The following is a 15,148-nucleotide window of genomic DNA, read 5'->3' on the forward strand; positions in this document are numbered from 1 at the left end:
TCAGAGGTAATTGACCGTGACACGATAGTCGCCGCCGATCACCAGATATTCCGCTTCGCCCTTGAGCGCATGGCGCGATAGAAGATCGTTGAAGAACAGGATTTTTGCCGTGGGCACATGCGCCTCCAGAATGGAGTCGCCGAATTCGCATGCAATGTTGCGGTGCGCGGTGAACGATACGATGTTGTTCAGTCTGACCAGCGCGGGCCCGGTTCGCGGACGCGGCTGGCCGCACAGGAGATTGTCCTCGCGAAAGTCGTTCACCCCGCGATACAGGGTGACGTGATGCCGCCCCGGCTGGAACCAGCGCCCGATTGACCATTGGCAGAATTCATACAACAGATCCAGCTGCGTATGGATGTCGTTGTTGTGAAAACGGCTGGACAGTTTTTCTTCCACGTAACGCAACCAGGCGCCGGACGCAAAGCGCGCGAGCGCAGCCTTGTGGAAGGTCGGGAACAAACCGAAGCGGCTTTCCGCCCAGCCTTTCATCACGGCGCCTTCACGGCTGTTGGAGTCATAGCCCCAGCCTTTGAGCAGGCGCAGATAACTGGCGCGAAACCGCCGTACCGGTGTGTCGCCTGGCTGCGTTTTCTTTGGTTTCTTTGGTGACAAATTGAATGTTTCGTCCATATAGCCCTGAAAACAGTTCCCCGCCTCGGCGTGACTGCCGACCGTGGCCAGGAGATCGAACAGCCGCGCATGGCTTTCATGCACGCCGCGGATATGCAGCGGCAGGGGATGGTCATTGAATGCCGCGCTCGCCAGCAGGCCGGTGGGAACACCCACCAGATTGGCGCTGTGCCCGCGCAGCGCGGCAACGGTCATGTTGCGTGAATCGGAATAAGCGCCTGTTTGCGCCCCAATAATCCATCCACCTTTCTGCGCGCATTTTCTACTGTCAGCGGTTTCACCAGCAGGCCATCGATGCCTGCGTTTTGACACGCAGCCACCAGTGGATCCTCGCGGGTGTCCGCGACCAGCAGAATCTTCGCGCTGGACAGGCGCGAGCGGATGAGCGGCAACACCTCCATCCCGCGCTCCTGCACGACATCGATGCCCAACAGTAGCAGGTCGGGCTTCCACTCTATGCTTTTGTCGAATGCCGCTTCGAGGCTGGACAGGTCATGGGTTTCGTTCTCGTCGTGCAGCATGAACTGCAGCACCATGCGCGTGAGGTCGTCGTTGGCCACCACGAACAGGCGTTTATTGTCCACTGCCTTTGCACTCTCTACGCCGATTTGCATCGCACTTCTCCCGGGGTCTTGTCTGTGAAAATCTCTGTGGAAGCCGAAGAAAAGCAAGAAGTGTTCCGGGCGCGTGAATCACGCTTACATGCGGCCTGGCTGTGTGAACGGCATCCAAAATCCATGTCGCATGTCGGACAAGGCGGGGCGTGTGTAGGGTTAGCGACAAAGACTGAAAGTCAGCCGGGCGGCCAGGGTGGCGGGTTGACGGGACGCGGGTGCGTGGCACGTGCGTTGCTTCGATAGATCGACCAATCGAGGCTGTCATGATTTTCTCCCGGACCCGTCAATATGCCATCCAGGCGCTGATCTATCTGGCCGATCTGCCGTTGGCGCTGCCGCGGCGCTGAAGGTTTTCCCCCGTGGTATTTCTTTTTGGCTTGTCCCCTTCGCGACAGCGTTTTAGGCGTTTGTCGTATTTGCAACAAGCAGTTCCACCCCTGTTATCTGTAAATAATATAAATAAAAACAATAAGTTATTGACTTAAAAGGCGTGTGGCACGGTCGTTGCTATGTATTGGCCGTGCAGCGAATGTTTTGCCGGATCCGTATTCGAATAAGAAGAAGAAGAAAGGTGCGCAGCAGAATTTTTTGAGTCGGCTGAGTGCTTGCTGCCAGGGTGAATCGATTTTTATTTTTTTAACTTTAAGGAGATACACATGGCTAAATTAAGGCAAATCGCCTTCTACGGCAAAGGCGGGATTGGTAAATCCACCACCTCGCAAAACACCCTGGCGGCTCTGTCCGACCTGGGCCAGAAAATCCTCATTGTCGGTTGCGATCCCAAGGCCGACTCCACCCGTCTGATTCTGCATGCCAAAGCCCAGGACACCATCCTGAGCCTGGCCGCCGAAGCCGGCAGCGTGGAAGACCTCGAGCTCGAAGACGTGATGAAGATTGGTTACAAGAACATCAAGTGTGTCGAATCCGGCGGCCCTGAGCCTGGCGTGGGTTGTGCCGGTCGTGGCGTGATCACTTCCATCAACTTCCTGGAAGAAGAAGGCGCTTACGATGGCATCGACTACGTTTCCTACGACGTGCTCGGCGACGTGGTGTGCGGCGGTTTCGCCATGCCCATCCGCGAAAACAAGGCGCAGGAAATCTACATCGTGATGTCCGGCGAGATGATGGCCATGTACGCGGCCAACAATATCTCCAAGGGCATTCTGAAGTACGCCAACTCCGGCGGTGTACGCCTGGGCGGGCTGGTGTGCAACGAGCGCCAGACCGACAAGGAATACGAACTGGCGGAGGCACTGGCCCACAAGCTGGGCACCACGCTGATTCACTTCGTGCCGCGCGACAACGTCGTGCAGCACGCCGAACTGCGGCGGATGACGGTAATAGAATACGCGCCCGATTCCAAGCAGGCTCAAGAGTACCGTGACCTGGCCCAGAAGATCCACAACAATGCCGGCAATGGCACTATTCCGACGCCCATCACCATGGACGAACTGGAAGACATGCTGATGGAGCACGGCATCATGAAGCCGGTGGACGAGTCTGTCGTCGGCAAGACTGCCGCGGAACTTGCAGCAGAAGCAGCAGCAGCGTAATTGAGCCTCGTCGCCTGGGCGCCTTCACGGTGCAAAGGCGGCGGACTCAGCAGAGGGAAACCTCTGCCAAGGGCATCGGCGTTTCACGGAACGGTGCCCTTCGCAGAGCTTTCCCCGGAACTGGAAAGTCGGTGTTTTTTAGTGTTTACATCACATAGGAGGGCGCAATGAGCCTCACAGTCGAAGAAACGAAAGTAAGGAACCAGGAACTGATCGCTGAAGTCCTGAAGGTTTATCCGGATAAAACCGCCAAGCGACGTGCCAAGCACCTTGGCACCTACGAGGAAGGCAAGCCCGACTGTGGCGTGAAGTCGAACATCAAGTCGGTTCCAGGCGTGATGACCATTCGCGGTTGCGCCTACGCCGGTTCCAAGGGCGTGGTGTGGGGCCCGATCAAGGACATGATCCATATCAGCCACGGCCCGGTCGGCTGCGGTCAGTATTCGTGGGCCGCGCGCCGCAACTACTACATCGGCACCACCGGCATCGACAGCTTCGTCACCATGCAGTTCACCTCCGATTTCCAGGAGAAGGACATCGTTTTCGGCGGCGATAAAAAGCTGGAAAAGATCATGGATGAAATCCAGGTGCTGTTCCCGCTGAACAAGGGCATCACGGTACAGTCCGAGTGCCCGATCGGCCTGATTGGCGACGACATCGAAGCGGTGTCGAAGAAAAAATCCAAGGAATACGACGGCAAAACCATCGTGCCGGTGCGTTGCGAGGGGTTTCGCGGCGTGTCGCAGTCGCTCGGTCACCACATCGCCAACGACACCATCCGTGACTGGGTTTTCGACAAGGGCGACAAGCATCCCGAGTTCGTCGGCAGCCCGTATGACGTGGCCATCATCGGCGACTACAACATCGGCGGCGATGCCTGGGCTTCGCGCATCCTGCTGGAAGAAATGGGGCTGCGCGTGATTGCGCAGTGGTCCGGCGACGGCTCCATCGCCGAGCTGGAAAACTCGCCCAAGGCCAAGCTCAATGTGCTGCACTGCTACCGCTCGATGAACTACATCTCGCGCCACATGGAAGAGAAGTATGGCATTCCCTGGGTTGAGTACAACTTCTTCGGGCCGTCCAAAATCGAAGCGTCCCTGCGTGAAATCGCCAGCCACTTCGACGACAAGATCAAGGAAGGTGCCGAGAAGGTAATCGCCAAGTACCGCAAGATGATGGACGCGGTGATCGAGAAGTACAAACCGCGCCTGGCAGACAAGACCGTCATGCTGTTCGTCGGCGGACTGCGCCCGCGCCACGTGATCGGCGCCTATGAAGATCTGGGCATGAATGTGGTCGGTACCGGCTACGAGTTTGGCCACAACGACGATTACCAGCGCACCACGCACTACGTCAAGGACGGTACGCTGATTTATGACGACGTGACCGGCTACGAATTCGAAAAATTCGTCGAGAAGATTCAGCCCGACCTGGTCGGCTCCGGCATCAAGGAAAAGTACGTGTTCCAGAAGATGGGTGTGCCGTTCCGTCAGATGCACTCCTGGGACTACTCGGGTCCGTACCACGGCTACGACGGCTTCGCCATCTTCGCCCGCGACATGGACATGGCGATCAACAACCCGGTGTGGGGTCTGACCAAGGCACCGTGGAAGTAATGAATGACAGGGATTAGGGATCAGGGGCTAGGGGGTTTTGTGCGCTTTGCGCCTGTTTCCAAAAATCTTCGCGCAGCGAGTCACCCCCTAATCCCTAGTCCCTAACCCTTTTTTAGGAGAAATACCATGACCCAGGACGTAGAAAACGTAGTCGATCATCTCAATTTATTCCGTAGTCCGGAATACAAGGAGATGTTCGCGGACAAGCGGAAGAATTTCGAATTCGCCCATCCCGACGACAAGATCAAGGAAACGGCCGAATGGACCAAGAGCTGGGAATACCGCGAGTTGAACTTCCAGCGCGAGGCGCTGACCGTCAATCCGGCCAAGGCCTGCCAACCGCTGGGCGCGGTGTTTGTCGCCGTCGGCTTCGAAGGCACCATACCCTTCGTGCACGGCTCGCAGGGCTGTGTCGCCTACTACCGCAGCCACTTCAGCCGCCACTTCAAGGAGCCTTCCTCCTGCGTGTCTTCTTCCATGACGGAAGACGCAGCGGTGTTCGGCGGCCTCAACAACATGATCGACGGCCTGGCCAACACGCACGCCATGTACAAGCCGAAGATGATCGCGGTCTCCACCACCTGCATGGCGGAAGTGATCGGCGACGACCTCAACGGCTTTATTTCAACGGCTCGGGAAAAGGGTAGCGTGCCGGCAGATTTCCCCGTGCCTTTCGCGCACACCCCGGCTTTCGTCGGCAGCCACATTACCGGTTACGACAACGCGCTCAAGGGCATCGTCCACTATTTCTGGGAAGGCAAGGAACGCACGCCCAACGAGAAGATCAACTTCATCGGCGGCTTCGACGGCTACACCGTCGGCAATCTGCGCGAAGTCAAGCGCATATTCGACCTGATGGGCGTGGAGTACACCATCCTGGCTGACAACAGCGATGTGTGGGATACCCCGGCCGACGGCGAATTCCGCATGTACGACGGCGGCACCACGCTGGATGACGCCAAAGCCGCGATCAATGCCAAAGCCACTATTTCGATGCAGGAATACTGCACCGAAAAGACCATGGCCTACATTGCCGGACATGGTCAGGAAACCGTGGCTTTTAATCACCCGGTGGGCGTGGCGGCGACCGACAAGTTCCTGATGGAAGTGTCGCGTATCACCGGCAAGCCGATCCCCGATGCGCTGACCAAGGAGCGTGGTCGTCTGGTGGACGCCATTGCCGACTCCAGCGCGCACATCCACGGCAAGAAGTTCGCCATCTACGGCGATCCGGATCTGTGCTACGGCCTGGCGGGCTTCCTGATGGAACTGGGCGCCGAACCGGTCCATGTGCTGTCGACCAATGGCGGCAAGGCATGGGAAATCAAGATGCAGGCGCTGTTCGACAGCGCACCTTTCGGCAAAAACTGCCATGCCTATGCCGGGCGCGACTTGTGGCACATGCGTTCGCTGCTCAATACCGAGCCGGTGGATTTCCTGATCGGCAACACTTACGGCAAGTATCTGGAGCGCGATACCGGCACGCCGCTGATCCGCATCGGTTTCCCGGTGTTCGACCGCCATCACCACCACCGTTATCCAGTGTGGGGCTACCAGGGCACGATGAATACGCTGGTGTGGGTTCTGGACAAGATCTTCGACGAAATGGACAAGAACACCATCATCCCGGCGAAGACCGATTACAGCTTCGACATCATTCGTTAATGGGTAGATCCGGCGGCATTGCGCCGCCGGGGTTGTCAAGGAAGAAAGAAACATGGCAAACGTAACTTTTAATTCGCCGCTGATGGAGAAAGACGTGACGGTCTACGCCATCGCCGGCGATACCCACACCCTGCTCAAGGTGGCGCAGAAAAACAAGATTCCACTGCCCTTCGAATGCGAGGACGGGGAATGTGGCTCCTGTGTGATGGAGGTCGTCTATCTGTCCGACAAGCCACGACTGGGTCAGGCCTTGACCGAAAAGGAGCGGGCAACGCTGCTGGCGGCCGGCAAGCTCTCCAAGCATGACATCCATGAAGCGGAAGTGAACGACATGCCGCCTTCCTATCGTCTGGCGTGCCAGTACATCGTACGCGATGAAGATATTTTGGTTAAGTTTAGTGGTGAGCCCGGCGTCACGATGTGATTGGAACTGACTTGCCAGTATGTAGTGCATGACGAAGACATTATGGTGGTTTTCTGACCCTAACTGCGGAGATGAAACGATGAGCACACTGTCGAGCAAAGTTCAGGAAGTCTTCGACGAGCCCGCCTGCGGCAAGAACCAGGCGAAAGGCGAGAAAGAGCGCAAGAAGGGCTGCACCAAGCAGCTGGTGCCAGGCGCGGCTGCCGGCGGCTGTGCATTCGACGGCGCCAAGATCGCACTGCAACCGATCACCGACGTGGCGCACCTGGTACACGGCCCCATCGCCTGCGAAGGTAATTCCTGGGACAACCGCGGCGCCAAGTCTTCCGGCTCCAGTCTCTACCGGACCGGTTTCACCACCGACATCAACGAACTCGACGTGGTCTACGGCGGCGAGAAGCACCTGTTCAAATCGGTCAAGGAAATCTTTGACAAGTACGATCCGGCTGCGGTGTTCGTCTACCAGACCTGCGTCACCGCGCTGATCGGCGACGACATCGAGGCGGTATGCAAGGCCGCCACCCAGAAATTCGGCAAGCCGGTGATTCCGATCGACGCGCCCGGCTTTGTCGGCAACAAGAATCTCGGCAACAAGCTGGCCGGCGAAGCGCTGCTCGACTACGTGATCGGCACTGAGGAACCCGACACCACCACGCCCTACGACATCAATATCATCGGCGAGTACAACCTGGCTGGCGAACTGTGGCAGGTCAAGCCGCTGCTGGACGAAATGGGCGTGCGCATCCTGTCCTGCATTTCCGGCGACGCCAAGTATCGCGAGGTGGCGTATTCGCACCGCGCCAAGGCCGCGATGATGGTGTGCTCCAAGGCCATGATCAACATCGCCCGCAAGATGGAAGAGCGCTACGAGATTCCCTTCTTCGAAGGCTCATTCTACGGCATCACCGACATGAGTGACTCCTTGCGCAACATTGCCAGGCTGCTGGTGGACAAGGGTGCGCCTGCGGATCTGCTGGAACGCACCGAAGCCATCATCCGGCGCGAAGAAGCTGCCTTCTGGGTGCAGATGGTGCCGTACAAGGATCGTCTGAAAGGCGTGAAGGTGCTGCTCATTACCGGCGGTGTGAAATCCTGGTCGGTGGTCTCCGCGCTGCAGGAAGTTGGCATGGAAATCGTCGGCACCAGCGTGAAGAAGTCCACCCTCGAAGACAAGCAGAAAATCAAGGAACTGATGGGCGAGGACGCGCACATGGTCGACGACATGACCCCGCGCGAAATGTACAAGATGCTCAAGGACGCCGAGGCCGACATCATGCTCTCCGGCGGGCGCTCCCAGTTCATCGCGCTCAAGGCCAAGATGCCGTGGCTCGACATCAACCAGGAACGCCACCACGCCTATGCCGGCTACGACGGCATGGTGACGCTGGTGCGCGAGATCGCCAATGCGCTGTACAACCCGATCTGGGAGCAGGTGCGCAAGCCGGCGCCCTGGGAAATGCAAGGCGACAAAAAGCTAGCCACAGAGAACACAGAGCACACAGAGGTGTTGCTGGGTGGTTTTCGCTCTGTGCCCTCTGTGGCCTCTGTGGTTTGAATTGGGTTTTTTAGGAAATTGATATGGCCATTGTCATCCACGTCAAGAAATCCTGCGCGGTGAACCCGCTCAAGATGAGCGCGCCGATCGGCGCGGCGCTGGCCTTCACCGGGCTGGACAACTGCATGCCCACGCTGCACGGATCGCAGGGCTGCACCGCCTTCGGCCTGGTGCTGTTCGTGCGCCACTTCAAGGAAGCAGTGCCGATGCAGACCACCGCGATGAACGAGGCCACCACCATCATGGGCGGCTACGACAACGTGGAGCAGGCCATCCTCAACATCCACAAGCGCGCCAAGCCGTCCATCATCGCCATTGCTTCCACCGGCCTCACCGAAACCAAGGGCGACGATGTGGACGGCTATCTGACCCTGATCCGCAAGAAGCACCCGGAGCTGGATGAGGTGGCGCTGGTGTATGTCTCGACGCCGGACTATGTCGGCGCTTTCCAGGACGGCTGGGCCAAGGCGGTGGCCAAGATCGTGAAGGAACTGGCCGAGCCCGCTCCGCAAATCGCCGGACAGATCAATGTGCTCGCCGGCAGCCACCTCACCCCCGGCGACCTTGAAGAGATACGCGAACTGGTTGAAGCTTTTGGTCTGAAACCGATCATCCTGCCGGATCTGTCGGGTTCAATGGATGGCCATATTCCGGACAACTTCAGTCCCACCACCTTGGGCGGCACGACGCTGGCGGAAATTCGCGCTACAGGCAGATCCGAATTCACGCTCGCCATCGGCGAACACATGCGCGAAGCCGCGCAGACATTGCAGAATAAATGCGGCGTGCCATTCGAGGTGCTGGAAAGTCTCACCGGGCTCGACACCAATGATCGCCTGATGACCCTGCTGGCGGCGAAATCCGGCCGCCCGGCGCCGAACAAATACCGTCGCCAGCGCAGCCAGTTGATGGATGCCATGCTGGACGCACACTTTTACTTCGGCGGCAAGAAAATCGCCATCGGCGCCGAGCCGGATCTGCTGGTTGCCGTCGGCAAGCTGTTGGTCGGCATCGGCGCGGAACTCACCGCCGTGGTGACGACGACGCCGTCGCCGGTGCTGGCACACCTGCCGGCGCAGGAAGTGCTGATCGGCGATCTGGAAGATTTGGAGCAGCGGGCGCAGGGCTGCGATCTGCTGGTGACCCACTCGCACGGCCGCCAGATGGCGGAGCGGCTGAAGCTGCCGTTCCTGCGCATGGGCATCCCCATGTTCGACCGCTTGGGTGCTGCGCATCAGGTGACAGTGGGTTACCGCGGAACGCGCAACCTGATTTTCGAAATAGCCAATATGTTCATGGCGGCGGCGCACGAGCCGGAACCAGACGATTGGCGTCAACCCGCAGCACAAGGAGCGGAATGTGGGAGTTGTGCGCCGGCTGCGGCTCATTGACAGCAGTTCGGATGAACGTTTTTCAAATGGAGGCACTATGAAAGTAGCGTTTTGTACACAGGACATGAAGCGGGTAGACGCGCATTTCGGCTGGGCGAAAAACATCGCCATCTACGAGGTGTTGCCAGACGGTTCGAGTTTCGTCGAGGCGATCGTGTTTGACGGCGACCTCGAGGAAGACGGCAATGAAGACAAGCTCGCGCCGAAGCTGGAAGCGATCAAGGACTGCGCGATTCTTTACGTGGCGGCGATCGGCGGTTCGGGTGCGGCGCGGGTGGTGGCCAGCAAAATCCATCCGATCAAGGTGCAGGAGCCGGAAGCGATCGACGACATCCTGCTCAAGCTGCAAGGGGTGTTGAAGGGCACGCCGCCGCCATGGCTGCGCAAGGTGCTGGAGAAGGGCCAGGAAAAAACGTTCGATTTTGACGAAGATGAGGTTAAACAAAATGCTTAATGCTGAAGCCACCGTTACCGCTGCCGATCCAATGCAGTCGCTGTTCATGAAAGAGCTGATCAAGCAGTGGCGCGCCCAGGACACCCACGGCGTGTGGGAGGGCAAGACCGATGCCACCCTGCTCGCGCCTTACATCATTACCAAAGAGCAGCGCAGGCAATTGCCGATCATCGGCGACCCCGATCCGGAAACCCTGTGGCGGATGGAGTTGTACTACAACGCCATCGGGTTGGCCATCGAGCGGCAGACCGGCGTCATGGTATCGCCGATGATGAAAATGTCCCACGAGGGCTTCGGCCGCCTGGTGCTGCTGGCCGGGCGCCTGATCGCGGTCAACAAGCAATTGCGCGACGTCAACCGCTTCGGATTCGAGAGCATGGAAAAGCTCGCTGAAGAAGGGGAAAAGCAGGTTGCGGCGGGCGTCGGCATGGTGAATCAATTTCCCGACGCGGCTAAATATGAATAAGCCGCGCGGGTGGGCGGCGAGAGGGCGGACGTGAATCCAAACCGGGTTCAAGACGCCGAATGAAGCTGAAAGGAGCAAATCATGGCTTTAGTGCTTGAACGTGGAATGGACGTCGACGTACCCCATTGGCTGGACATGATCGAAAACATCGAACATGAACGATTCCTCGCCGAATCTGCGAAAAAGATCGAAGGGAAAGAAAACGTGGAAGAGAAAGAAGCACTGAAAGCAGAGGTGAAGAAACTCAACGCACGTGCGATGGAAGCACGCATGGCGCTGCACGACCTGTCGGAGGAACTGCCCGCCGGTCTGGAGACGGTCATGGACGTGGCGCAGCAGACCGTCGCAGCCTTCCAGAGTCTGGACGCGGCGCGCAAAAAGCTGGCAGCCGCCACGGCGTGAGGTGAATCATGAGCAAGCCGGTCACCATCACCCTGCCTGACGGGCGCAGCTGGACGCCGAAGTTCGTCCACGCCATCAAAGAAGAGAAGTGTATCGGTTGCGGGCGCTGCTTCCGGGTGTGCGGGCGCGACGTGCTGCAACTCAAGGGTGTGAATGCGGACGGCGAATATGTCGAGGTCGCTCTGGGCGATGACGACGACGATGACGACGCCGAGTACGAGAAAAAGGTCATGACCATCGTCAACCAGATGAACTGCGTCGGCTGTGAGGCGTGCGCCAAAATCTGTCCGAAACAGTGCTATGACCACGAAGTGATGGAGGCGGACTGACATGCGCCGCGACCTGCTCGATTTCGACATGCTTATGCGCCATGCGCGCGACCCCGATGACGTGCTTGCGCAAACCTTCGCGCGTGTCATCGTGGCGGCGGCGCGCGGCACGCTCGCTGCGCCTGGCATCGGCATGGGTCTGGATCGCAAGCGCTTCGGCGCGCTGGTGGCGTGCTACTTTCCCGGCGCGGAAGTGCAACTGTTCGGCGCACGCTGCGATCCCGCCGCACCCTGCGCCGACTGCACGCCGGTGCCTTTGAATGAGTTCGAGGATCTGCTCGACCTGCTGCTTGAACATCGTTCCGATGTCAGCGAGCAGACCGAGTGGCTGGCCTACGCCGTCGCCAGCGGCTGCATGGGCGGCGACCACCTCTACCAGGACATGGGGATGCCCGATCGCCAGGCATTATCCGCCCTGCTGGAACGTTACTTCACTGCGCTCTACCTGAAAAACGTGGGCAACATGAAGTGGAAAAAATTTTTCTACAAGCAGCTGTGCGACCGCGCCGAGATCAAGATGTGCCCGGCACCGAGTTGCCAGGTCTGCAACGACTACCACAATTGTTTTGGCTCCGAAGAGGATGAGCTGGCCTTGGCGATGGAAGAAAAAGCTGCTCGGTAGAAATCATTGGACCGGTATCTTCGTCCAATATTCGGACTCCGTTAACCGCCTGAGTTTTTCGGAAGGAACCAGTTCATGAACTCCGCTTTGTCAACGCTGCTCGCAACCGGTCTCGTTGCCTTTGGTTTGGCTGCTGGCTCGGCCAGCGCAGACGAGGTGCAGGTGGCTGTGGCCGCCAATTTCACCGCGCCGATGCAGAAAATCGCCGCCGATTTCGAGAAGGACACCGGCCACAAGGTGCTGCTGTCTTTCGGCGCAACCGGAAGTTTCTACGTCCAGATCAGGAACGGCGCCCCCTTCGATATCCTGCTCGCCGCCGATGCTGAAACCCCAGCCAGGCTGGAGAAGGAAGGGCTGGGTGTGCCCGGCAGCCGCTTCACCTACGCCATCGGCAAGCTGGTGCTGTGGAGTACCAAGCCTGGATTCGTGGACGGCAAGGGCGACGTGCTGAACAAGAGTGACTTCAGGCACATAGCCATCGCCAACCCGAAACTTGCCCCCTATGGCGCAGCCGCCATGGAAACGCTGACCCGGCTCGGCCTGCTGTCCGCGATACAGCCCAAGTTCGTGCGGGGAGAAAGCATCGCCCAGACTTATCAGTTTATCGCCACCGGCAACGCCGAACTGGGCTTCGTCGCACTGTCCCAAGTGCTCAACAAGGAAGGCAAGCTGGCCAGCGGTTCGGCCTGGGTGGTGCCCGCCAGCCTGTACATGCCCATCCGCCAGGACGCGGTGATCCTCACCCATGGCAAGGACAAGGTGGCCGCCGCTGCTCTGATGAAATACCTGAAGGGCGACAAGGCGAGGGCGGTGATCAAGGCCTACGGCTACGGATTTTATTGATTCGGCACGAATTATTCATGTATCCGCATAAGCGACCTTAGAGTCTTTGAAGTAGCGCTTCACCCGTTCCGTCATTTGCTCACGAAATTGCGCCGGATCGGGCGGCTTGGGGGGTATGCGGTTTGCTCACTTCGGAATTTTTCTGCAAGACCAATAAGGTGTCCGTGAAATGGGATCCACTTCAGATGCAGAAATTGTTCGGCGCTGGGCACGGGCTTCCTATAAAGGATGGGTGTGCCACGTCCAGGAGATATGCTTCAAAGATAGTTGCGCTTCGAGAAGAAGCATTGGCGAGCTGCTACAGGGATTAAAGCGTGATTGGCACAGCGCTGGCACTGTGAATGCCGCGACAATACAGGATACATGAACAAGAATCTGGCACGATTCTGGCACACTTGGATATGCCGAATGTGTAGTAAGTAAGGGTGGGCTGGCTGGTTTGTACCAGCAACCTATTTGGATTTATAAATGAATGGTTGGGGTGGATGATGGGGCTCGAACCCACGACAACCGGAATCACAATCCGGGACTCTACCAACTGAGCTACATCCACCGTTGAAAACTGGCCTGCCCGACAGGAATCGAACCTGTAACCCCCAGCTTAGAAGGCTGGTGCTCTATCCGGTTGAGCTACGGGCAGCTCATGAACCGGCCATGGCACCGGCTAGCCGGGCAAAAAACTTGGTCGGGGCGGAGAGATTTGAACTCCCGACATCCTGGTCCCAAACCAGGCGCGCTACCAGACTACGCTACGCCCCGAGAGGTCGAGACTATACCCGTGCTCGCGAATATGGTCAATCCACTTCTTGAGTATGGGGCATGAAAAATGCGATGATTGCGGCTTTATAACGCGCACCAAAATATCATGCCCGCACAAATTCTTGATGGAAAAAGCCTGTCCGAACGCATGATAGCGGACGTGCAAAAGCGTATTGCCGGACGTGTGGCTGCCGGAAAATCGGCGCCTACGCTCGCGGTCATTCTGGTGGGCAGCGATCCGGCCTCGGCCATTTATGTTCGCAACAAGCGCAGTGCATGTGCCAAGGCCGGGGTGCGTTCCATTTCCCATGATCTGCCGGCGGATACCAGTCAGGAAGTCTTGCTGGCACTGATTGACGAGCTCAACGCTGACGCCACGGTGGACGGTATTCTGGTACAGCTGCCGCTGCCACCGCATATTGATCCGGAAACGGTCATCGAGCGCACTCATCCCGACAAGGATGTGGATGGCTTCCATCCCTATAATATTGGCCGTCTGGCTGTGCGCATGCCGACACTGCGCTCATGTACCCCATACGGGGTGATGGTGCTGTTGCGTTCGGCACATGCCGACTTGAAGGGTTTGCACGCAGTGGTGGTGGGCTCATCCAACCATGTCGGCCGTCCGATGGGGCTGGAGTTGCTGCTGGCAGGCTGCACCGTTACCACCTGTCACCGCTTTACCCGGGATCTGGCCAGCTTTGTGCGCCAGGCCGATATTGTGGTGGTCGCCGTGGGCAAGCCGGGTCTGGTGAAGGGTGAATGGATCAAACCCGGCGCGACAGTGGTGGATGTGGGCATCAATCGCCTGGCCGATGGCAGCCTGTGCGGCGATGTGGAATACGCATCGGCCGCAGAGCGTGCCGCGTGGATTACACCGGTGCCGGGAGGTGTGGGCCCCATGACGGTGGCAATGCTGCTGCAAAACACTCTGCAAACACTCGAAACCCATCAGCCCTGACGCTTATTCCGCATGCCAGGCGCGTATGGCGGCCAGATTGACGCAAGACTGGCCATGCAGGCTGCCGTGGATTACCCGCGGGGTATGCCCCGGTTCACCCAGGTCTGACAGTACCGCCGCCGCGCCGCTAAAATCATGGTCGCTGGTGTAATCGTTGATCGTTACCAGGGTTTTCAATCCGGCATTCAGGCTGGAGCGGATGCCGTTCTCCGAATCCTCAAATGCAAAGCAGGCCTCCGGTGACAGTTTCATTTGCTGCAGCGCCCAAACATAAATATCCGGCGCGGGCTTTTTTGCAGGCACGATATCGCCCGCAGCGATGACTTCAAACCAGTTGCTGGCGTCTTCTGCCAAGCTGTGGCGCAACAGAGCCGTGACGTTTTCCGGGGTGGTGGTGGTGGCGATGGCGAGGCGCAGCCCTGCCGAGCGCGCCTCGTGCAACAGGCGTTTGACGCCAGGACGCATAGGGATTTCGCCGTGGCTGAGCAGCTCGGTATAGTGACGCGTTTTGGCGCGATGCAGTTCGGCCACCAGATCAGCAAAATCGGCGGCAGGCGCATAATCGGTACGGAAATGCGACACGTAATATTGCATGCGTTCCTTACCACCTGTGACGGCGAGTAATTTTCCGTATAATGCTACGTCCCAGTCCCAGTCCAGACCATATTCACGGAACGCTGCGTTGAATGCCATGCGGTGACCGTCGCGCTCTGTATCGGCGAGTGTGCCGTCTACGTCAAACAGTAATGCTTGTAATTCCATTGACTAGATAGTGTCGTCACGAGATAGCGAGCCAAAGCACCAAGCAGCGTATGCGGACTGCGGCCAGGAATGAGGAAGCGTTTTTAACGTAGCGCG

At 58.3% G+C, this 15,148-nt stretch carries 16 protein-coding genes and 3 tRNA genes; 13 read left to right on the plus strand and 6 right to left on the minus strand.

What is annotated here, in order from left to right; translation table 11 throughout:
* The gene (locus EI185_RS05060) at nt 1–828 is read right to left on the minus strand and encodes an NAD(+)--dinitrogen-reductase ADP-D-ribosyltransferase (RefSeq protein ID WP_124704037.1); all 828 of its coding nucleotides are present in this window, start codon (nt 826–828) and stop codon (nt 1–3) included.
* Entirely contained in the window at nt 825–1,247 is a 423-nt protein-coding gene (locus EI185_RS05065; RefSeq protein ID WP_124704038.1) for a response regulator, read from the minus strand. Before EI185_RS05065 ends, EI185_RS05060 begins: the two co-directional genes overlap by 4 nt.
* A 659-nt stretch (nt 1,248–1,906) precedes the next feature.
* Between EI185_RS05065 and nifH the strand changes: the two genes are divergently transcribed.
* The 12 genes from nifH to modA all read left to right on the plus strand — a co-directional run bounded on the left by nifH (nt 1,907) and on the right by modA (nt 12,570).
* Nucleotides 1,907–2,803: a nitrogenase iron protein gene (gene nifH, locus EI185_RS05070; RefSeq protein ID WP_124704039.1), complete on the plus strand. Its 897-nt coding sequence runs from the start codon at nt 1,907–1,909 to the stop codon at nt 2,801–2,803.
* A gap of 167 nt (nt 2,804–2,970) precedes the next feature.
* On the plus strand, nt 2,971–4,419 hold the full coding sequence (gene nifD, locus EI185_RS05075) for a nitrogenase molybdenum-iron protein alpha chain (protein ID WP_124704040.1): 1,449 nt from the start codon (nt 2,971–2,973) through the stop codon (nt 4,417–4,419).
* A 126-nt stretch (nt 4,420–4,545) separates the two neighbouring features.
* Nucleotides 4,546–6,084: a nitrogenase molybdenum-iron protein subunit beta gene (gene nifK / locus EI185_RS05080; RefSeq protein ID WP_124704041.1), complete on the plus strand. Its 1,539-nt coding sequence runs from the start codon at nt 4,546–4,548 to the stop codon at nt 6,082–6,084.
* Between the two features lie 52 nt (nt 6,085–6,136).
* Complete coding sequence (locus EI185_RS05085) at nt 6,137–6,508, plus strand: 2Fe-2S iron-sulfur cluster-binding protein (protein ID WP_124704042.1); 372 nt, start codon at nt 6,137–6,139, stop codon at nt 6,506–6,508.
* Between the two features lie 79 nt (nt 6,509–6,587).
* Nucleotides 6,588–8,063, plus strand: coding sequence for a nitrogenase iron-molybdenum cofactor biosynthesis protein NifE (gene nifE / locus EI185_RS05090; RefSeq protein WP_124704043.1), 1,476 nt, complete (start codon nt 6,588–6,590; stop codon nt 8,061–8,063).
* Nucleotides 8,064–8,086: 23 nt separating this feature from the next.
* Nucleotides 8,087–9,454, plus strand: coding sequence for a nitrogenase iron-molybdenum cofactor biosynthesis protein NifN (nifN, locus tag EI185_RS05095; protein WP_124704044.1), 1,368 nt, complete (start codon nt 8,087–8,089; stop codon nt 9,452–9,454).
* Between the two features lie 37 nt (nt 9,455–9,491).
* Nucleotides 9,492–9,908: a nitrogen fixation protein NifX gene (gene nifX / locus EI185_RS05100; protein ID WP_124704045.1), complete on the plus strand. Its 417-nt coding sequence runs from the start codon at nt 9,492–9,494 to the stop codon at nt 9,906–9,908.
* Nucleotides 9,901–10,374 (plus strand): NifX-associated nitrogen fixation protein, encoded by a 474-nt coding sequence (locus tag EI185_RS05105; RefSeq protein WP_124704046.1) that lies wholly within the window; start codon nt 9,901–9,903, stop codon nt 10,372–10,374. Before nifX ends, EI185_RS05105 begins: the two co-directional genes overlap by 8 nt.
* 81 nt (nt 10,375–10,455) lie before the next feature.
* Complete coding sequence (locus EI185_RS18180; RefSeq protein WP_223247679.1) at nt 10,456–10,776, plus strand: CCE_0567 family metalloprotein; 321 nt, start codon at nt 10,456–10,458, stop codon at nt 10,774–10,776.
* A gap of 8 nt (nt 10,777–10,784) precedes the next feature.
* On the plus strand, nt 10,785–11,105 hold the full coding sequence (fdxB, locus tag EI185_RS05115) for a ferredoxin III, nif-specific (protein ID WP_124704047.1): 321 nt from the start codon (nt 10,785–10,787) through the stop codon (nt 11,103–11,105).
* A gap of 1 nt (nt 11,106) precedes the next feature.
* Nucleotides 11,107–11,727, plus strand: coding sequence for a nitrogen fixation protein NifQ (locus EI185_RS05120; protein WP_124704048.1), 621 nt, complete (start codon nt 11,107–11,109; stop codon nt 11,725–11,727).
* Between the two features lie 75 nt (nt 11,728–11,802).
* On the plus strand, nt 11,803–12,570 hold the full coding sequence (gene modA / locus EI185_RS05125; protein ID WP_124704049.1) for a molybdate ABC transporter substrate-binding protein: 768 nt from the start codon (nt 11,803–11,805) through the stop codon (nt 12,568–12,570).
* Between the two features lie 477 nt (nt 12,571–13,047).
* On the opposite strand, the gene EI185_RS05130 is transcribed toward modA, so the two are convergent.
* The 3 genes from EI185_RS05130 to EI185_RS05140 all read right to left on the minus strand — a co-directional run bounded on the left by EI185_RS05130 (nt 13,048) and on the right by EI185_RS05140 (nt 13,329).
* Nucleotides 13,048–13,123 (minus strand) — tRNA-His (locus tag EI185_RS05130).
* Nucleotides 13,124–13,133: 10 nt separating this feature from the next.
* Nucleotides 13,134–13,210: transfer RNA gene (locus tag EI185_RS05135), tRNA-Arg, on the minus strand.
* A 42-nt stretch (nt 13,211–13,252) separates the two neighbouring features.
* Nucleotides 13,253–13,329 (minus strand) — tRNA-Pro (locus EI185_RS05140).
* A gap of 106 nt (nt 13,330–13,435) precedes the next feature.
* Between EI185_RS05140 and folD the strand changes: the two genes are divergently transcribed.
* A complete protein-coding gene (gene folD / locus EI185_RS05145; RefSeq protein WP_124704050.1) occupies nt 13,436–14,290 on the plus strand; it encodes a bifunctional methylenetetrahydrofolate dehydrogenase/methenyltetrahydrofolate cyclohydrolase FolD in 855 nt (284 codons plus the stop codon).
* A gap of 3 nt (nt 14,291–14,293) precedes the next feature.
* Here the strand turns inward: folD and EI185_RS05150 are convergent, their stop codons facing one another.
* Nucleotides 14,294–15,052: an HAD family hydrolase gene (locus tag EI185_RS05150; protein ID WP_124704051.1), complete on the minus strand. Its 759-nt coding sequence runs from the start codon at nt 15,050–15,052 to the stop codon at nt 14,294–14,296.
* Nucleotides 15,053–15,148: the final 96 nt, after the last annotated feature.

The organism is Sulfuriferula multivorans (assembly GCF_003851125.1).
Lineage (GTDB): Bacteria > Pseudomonadota > Gammaproteobacteria > Burkholderiales > Sulfuriferulaceae > Sulfuriferula > Sulfuriferula multivorans.

Excerpts from the sequence above, each read along its gene's own strand:
- EI185_RS05060 (WP_124704037.1), bottom strand. The coding sequence starts at position 828 with ATGACCGTTGCCGCGCTGCGCGGGCACAGCGCCAATCTGGTGGGTGTT.
- EI185_RS05065 (WP_124704038.1), bottom strand. The coding sequence starts at position 1,247 with ATGCAAATCGGCGTAGAGAGTGCAAAGGCAGTGGACAATAAACGCCTG.
- nifH (WP_124704039.1), top strand. The coding sequence starts at position 1,907 with ATGGCTAAATTAAGGCAAATCGCCTTCTACGGCAAAGGCGGGATTGGT.
- nifD (WP_124704040.1), top strand. The coding sequence starts at position 2,971 with ATGAGCCTCACAGTCGAAGAAACGAAAGTAAGGAACCAGGAACTGATC.
- nifK (WP_124704041.1), top strand. The coding sequence starts at position 4,546 with ATGACCCAGGACGTAGAAAACGTAGTCGATCATCTCAATTTATTCCGT.
- EI185_RS05085 (WP_124704042.1), top strand. The coding sequence starts at position 6,137 with ATGGCAAACGTAACTTTTAATTCGCCGCTGATGGAGAAAGACGTGACG.
- nifE (WP_124704043.1), top strand. The coding sequence starts at position 6,588 with ATGAGCACACTGTCGAGCAAAGTTCAGGAAGTCTTCGACGAGCCCGCC.
- nifN (WP_124704044.1), top strand. The coding sequence starts at position 8,087 with ATGGCCATTGTCATCCACGTCAAGAAATCCTGCGCGGTGAACCCGCTC.
- nifX (WP_124704045.1), top strand. The coding sequence starts at position 9,492 with ATGAAAGTAGCGTTTTGTACACAGGACATGAAGCGGGTAGACGCGCAT.
- EI185_RS05105 (WP_124704046.1), top strand. The coding sequence starts at position 9,901 with ATGCTTAATGCTGAAGCCACCGTTACCGCTGCCGATCCAATGCAGTCG.
- EI185_RS18180 (WP_223247679.1), top strand. The coding sequence starts at position 10,456 with ATGGCTTTAGTGCTTGAACGTGGAATGGACGTCGACGTACCCCATTGG.
- fdxB (WP_124704047.1), top strand. The coding sequence starts at position 10,785 with ATGAGCAAGCCGGTCACCATCACCCTGCCTGACGGGCGCAGCTGGACG.
- EI185_RS05120 (WP_124704048.1), top strand. The coding sequence starts at position 11,107 with ATGCGCCGCGACCTGCTCGATTTCGACATGCTTATGCGCCATGCGCGC.
- modA (WP_124704049.1), top strand. The coding sequence starts at position 11,803 with ATGAACTCCGCTTTGTCAACGCTGCTCGCAACCGGTCTCGTTGCCTTT.
- folD (WP_124704050.1), top strand. The coding sequence starts at position 13,436 with ATGCCCGCACAAATTCTTGATGGAAAAAGCCTGTCCGAACGCATGATA.
- EI185_RS05150 (WP_124704051.1), bottom strand. The coding sequence starts at position 15,052 with ATGGAATTACAAGCATTACTGTTTGACGTAGACGGCACACTCGCCGAT.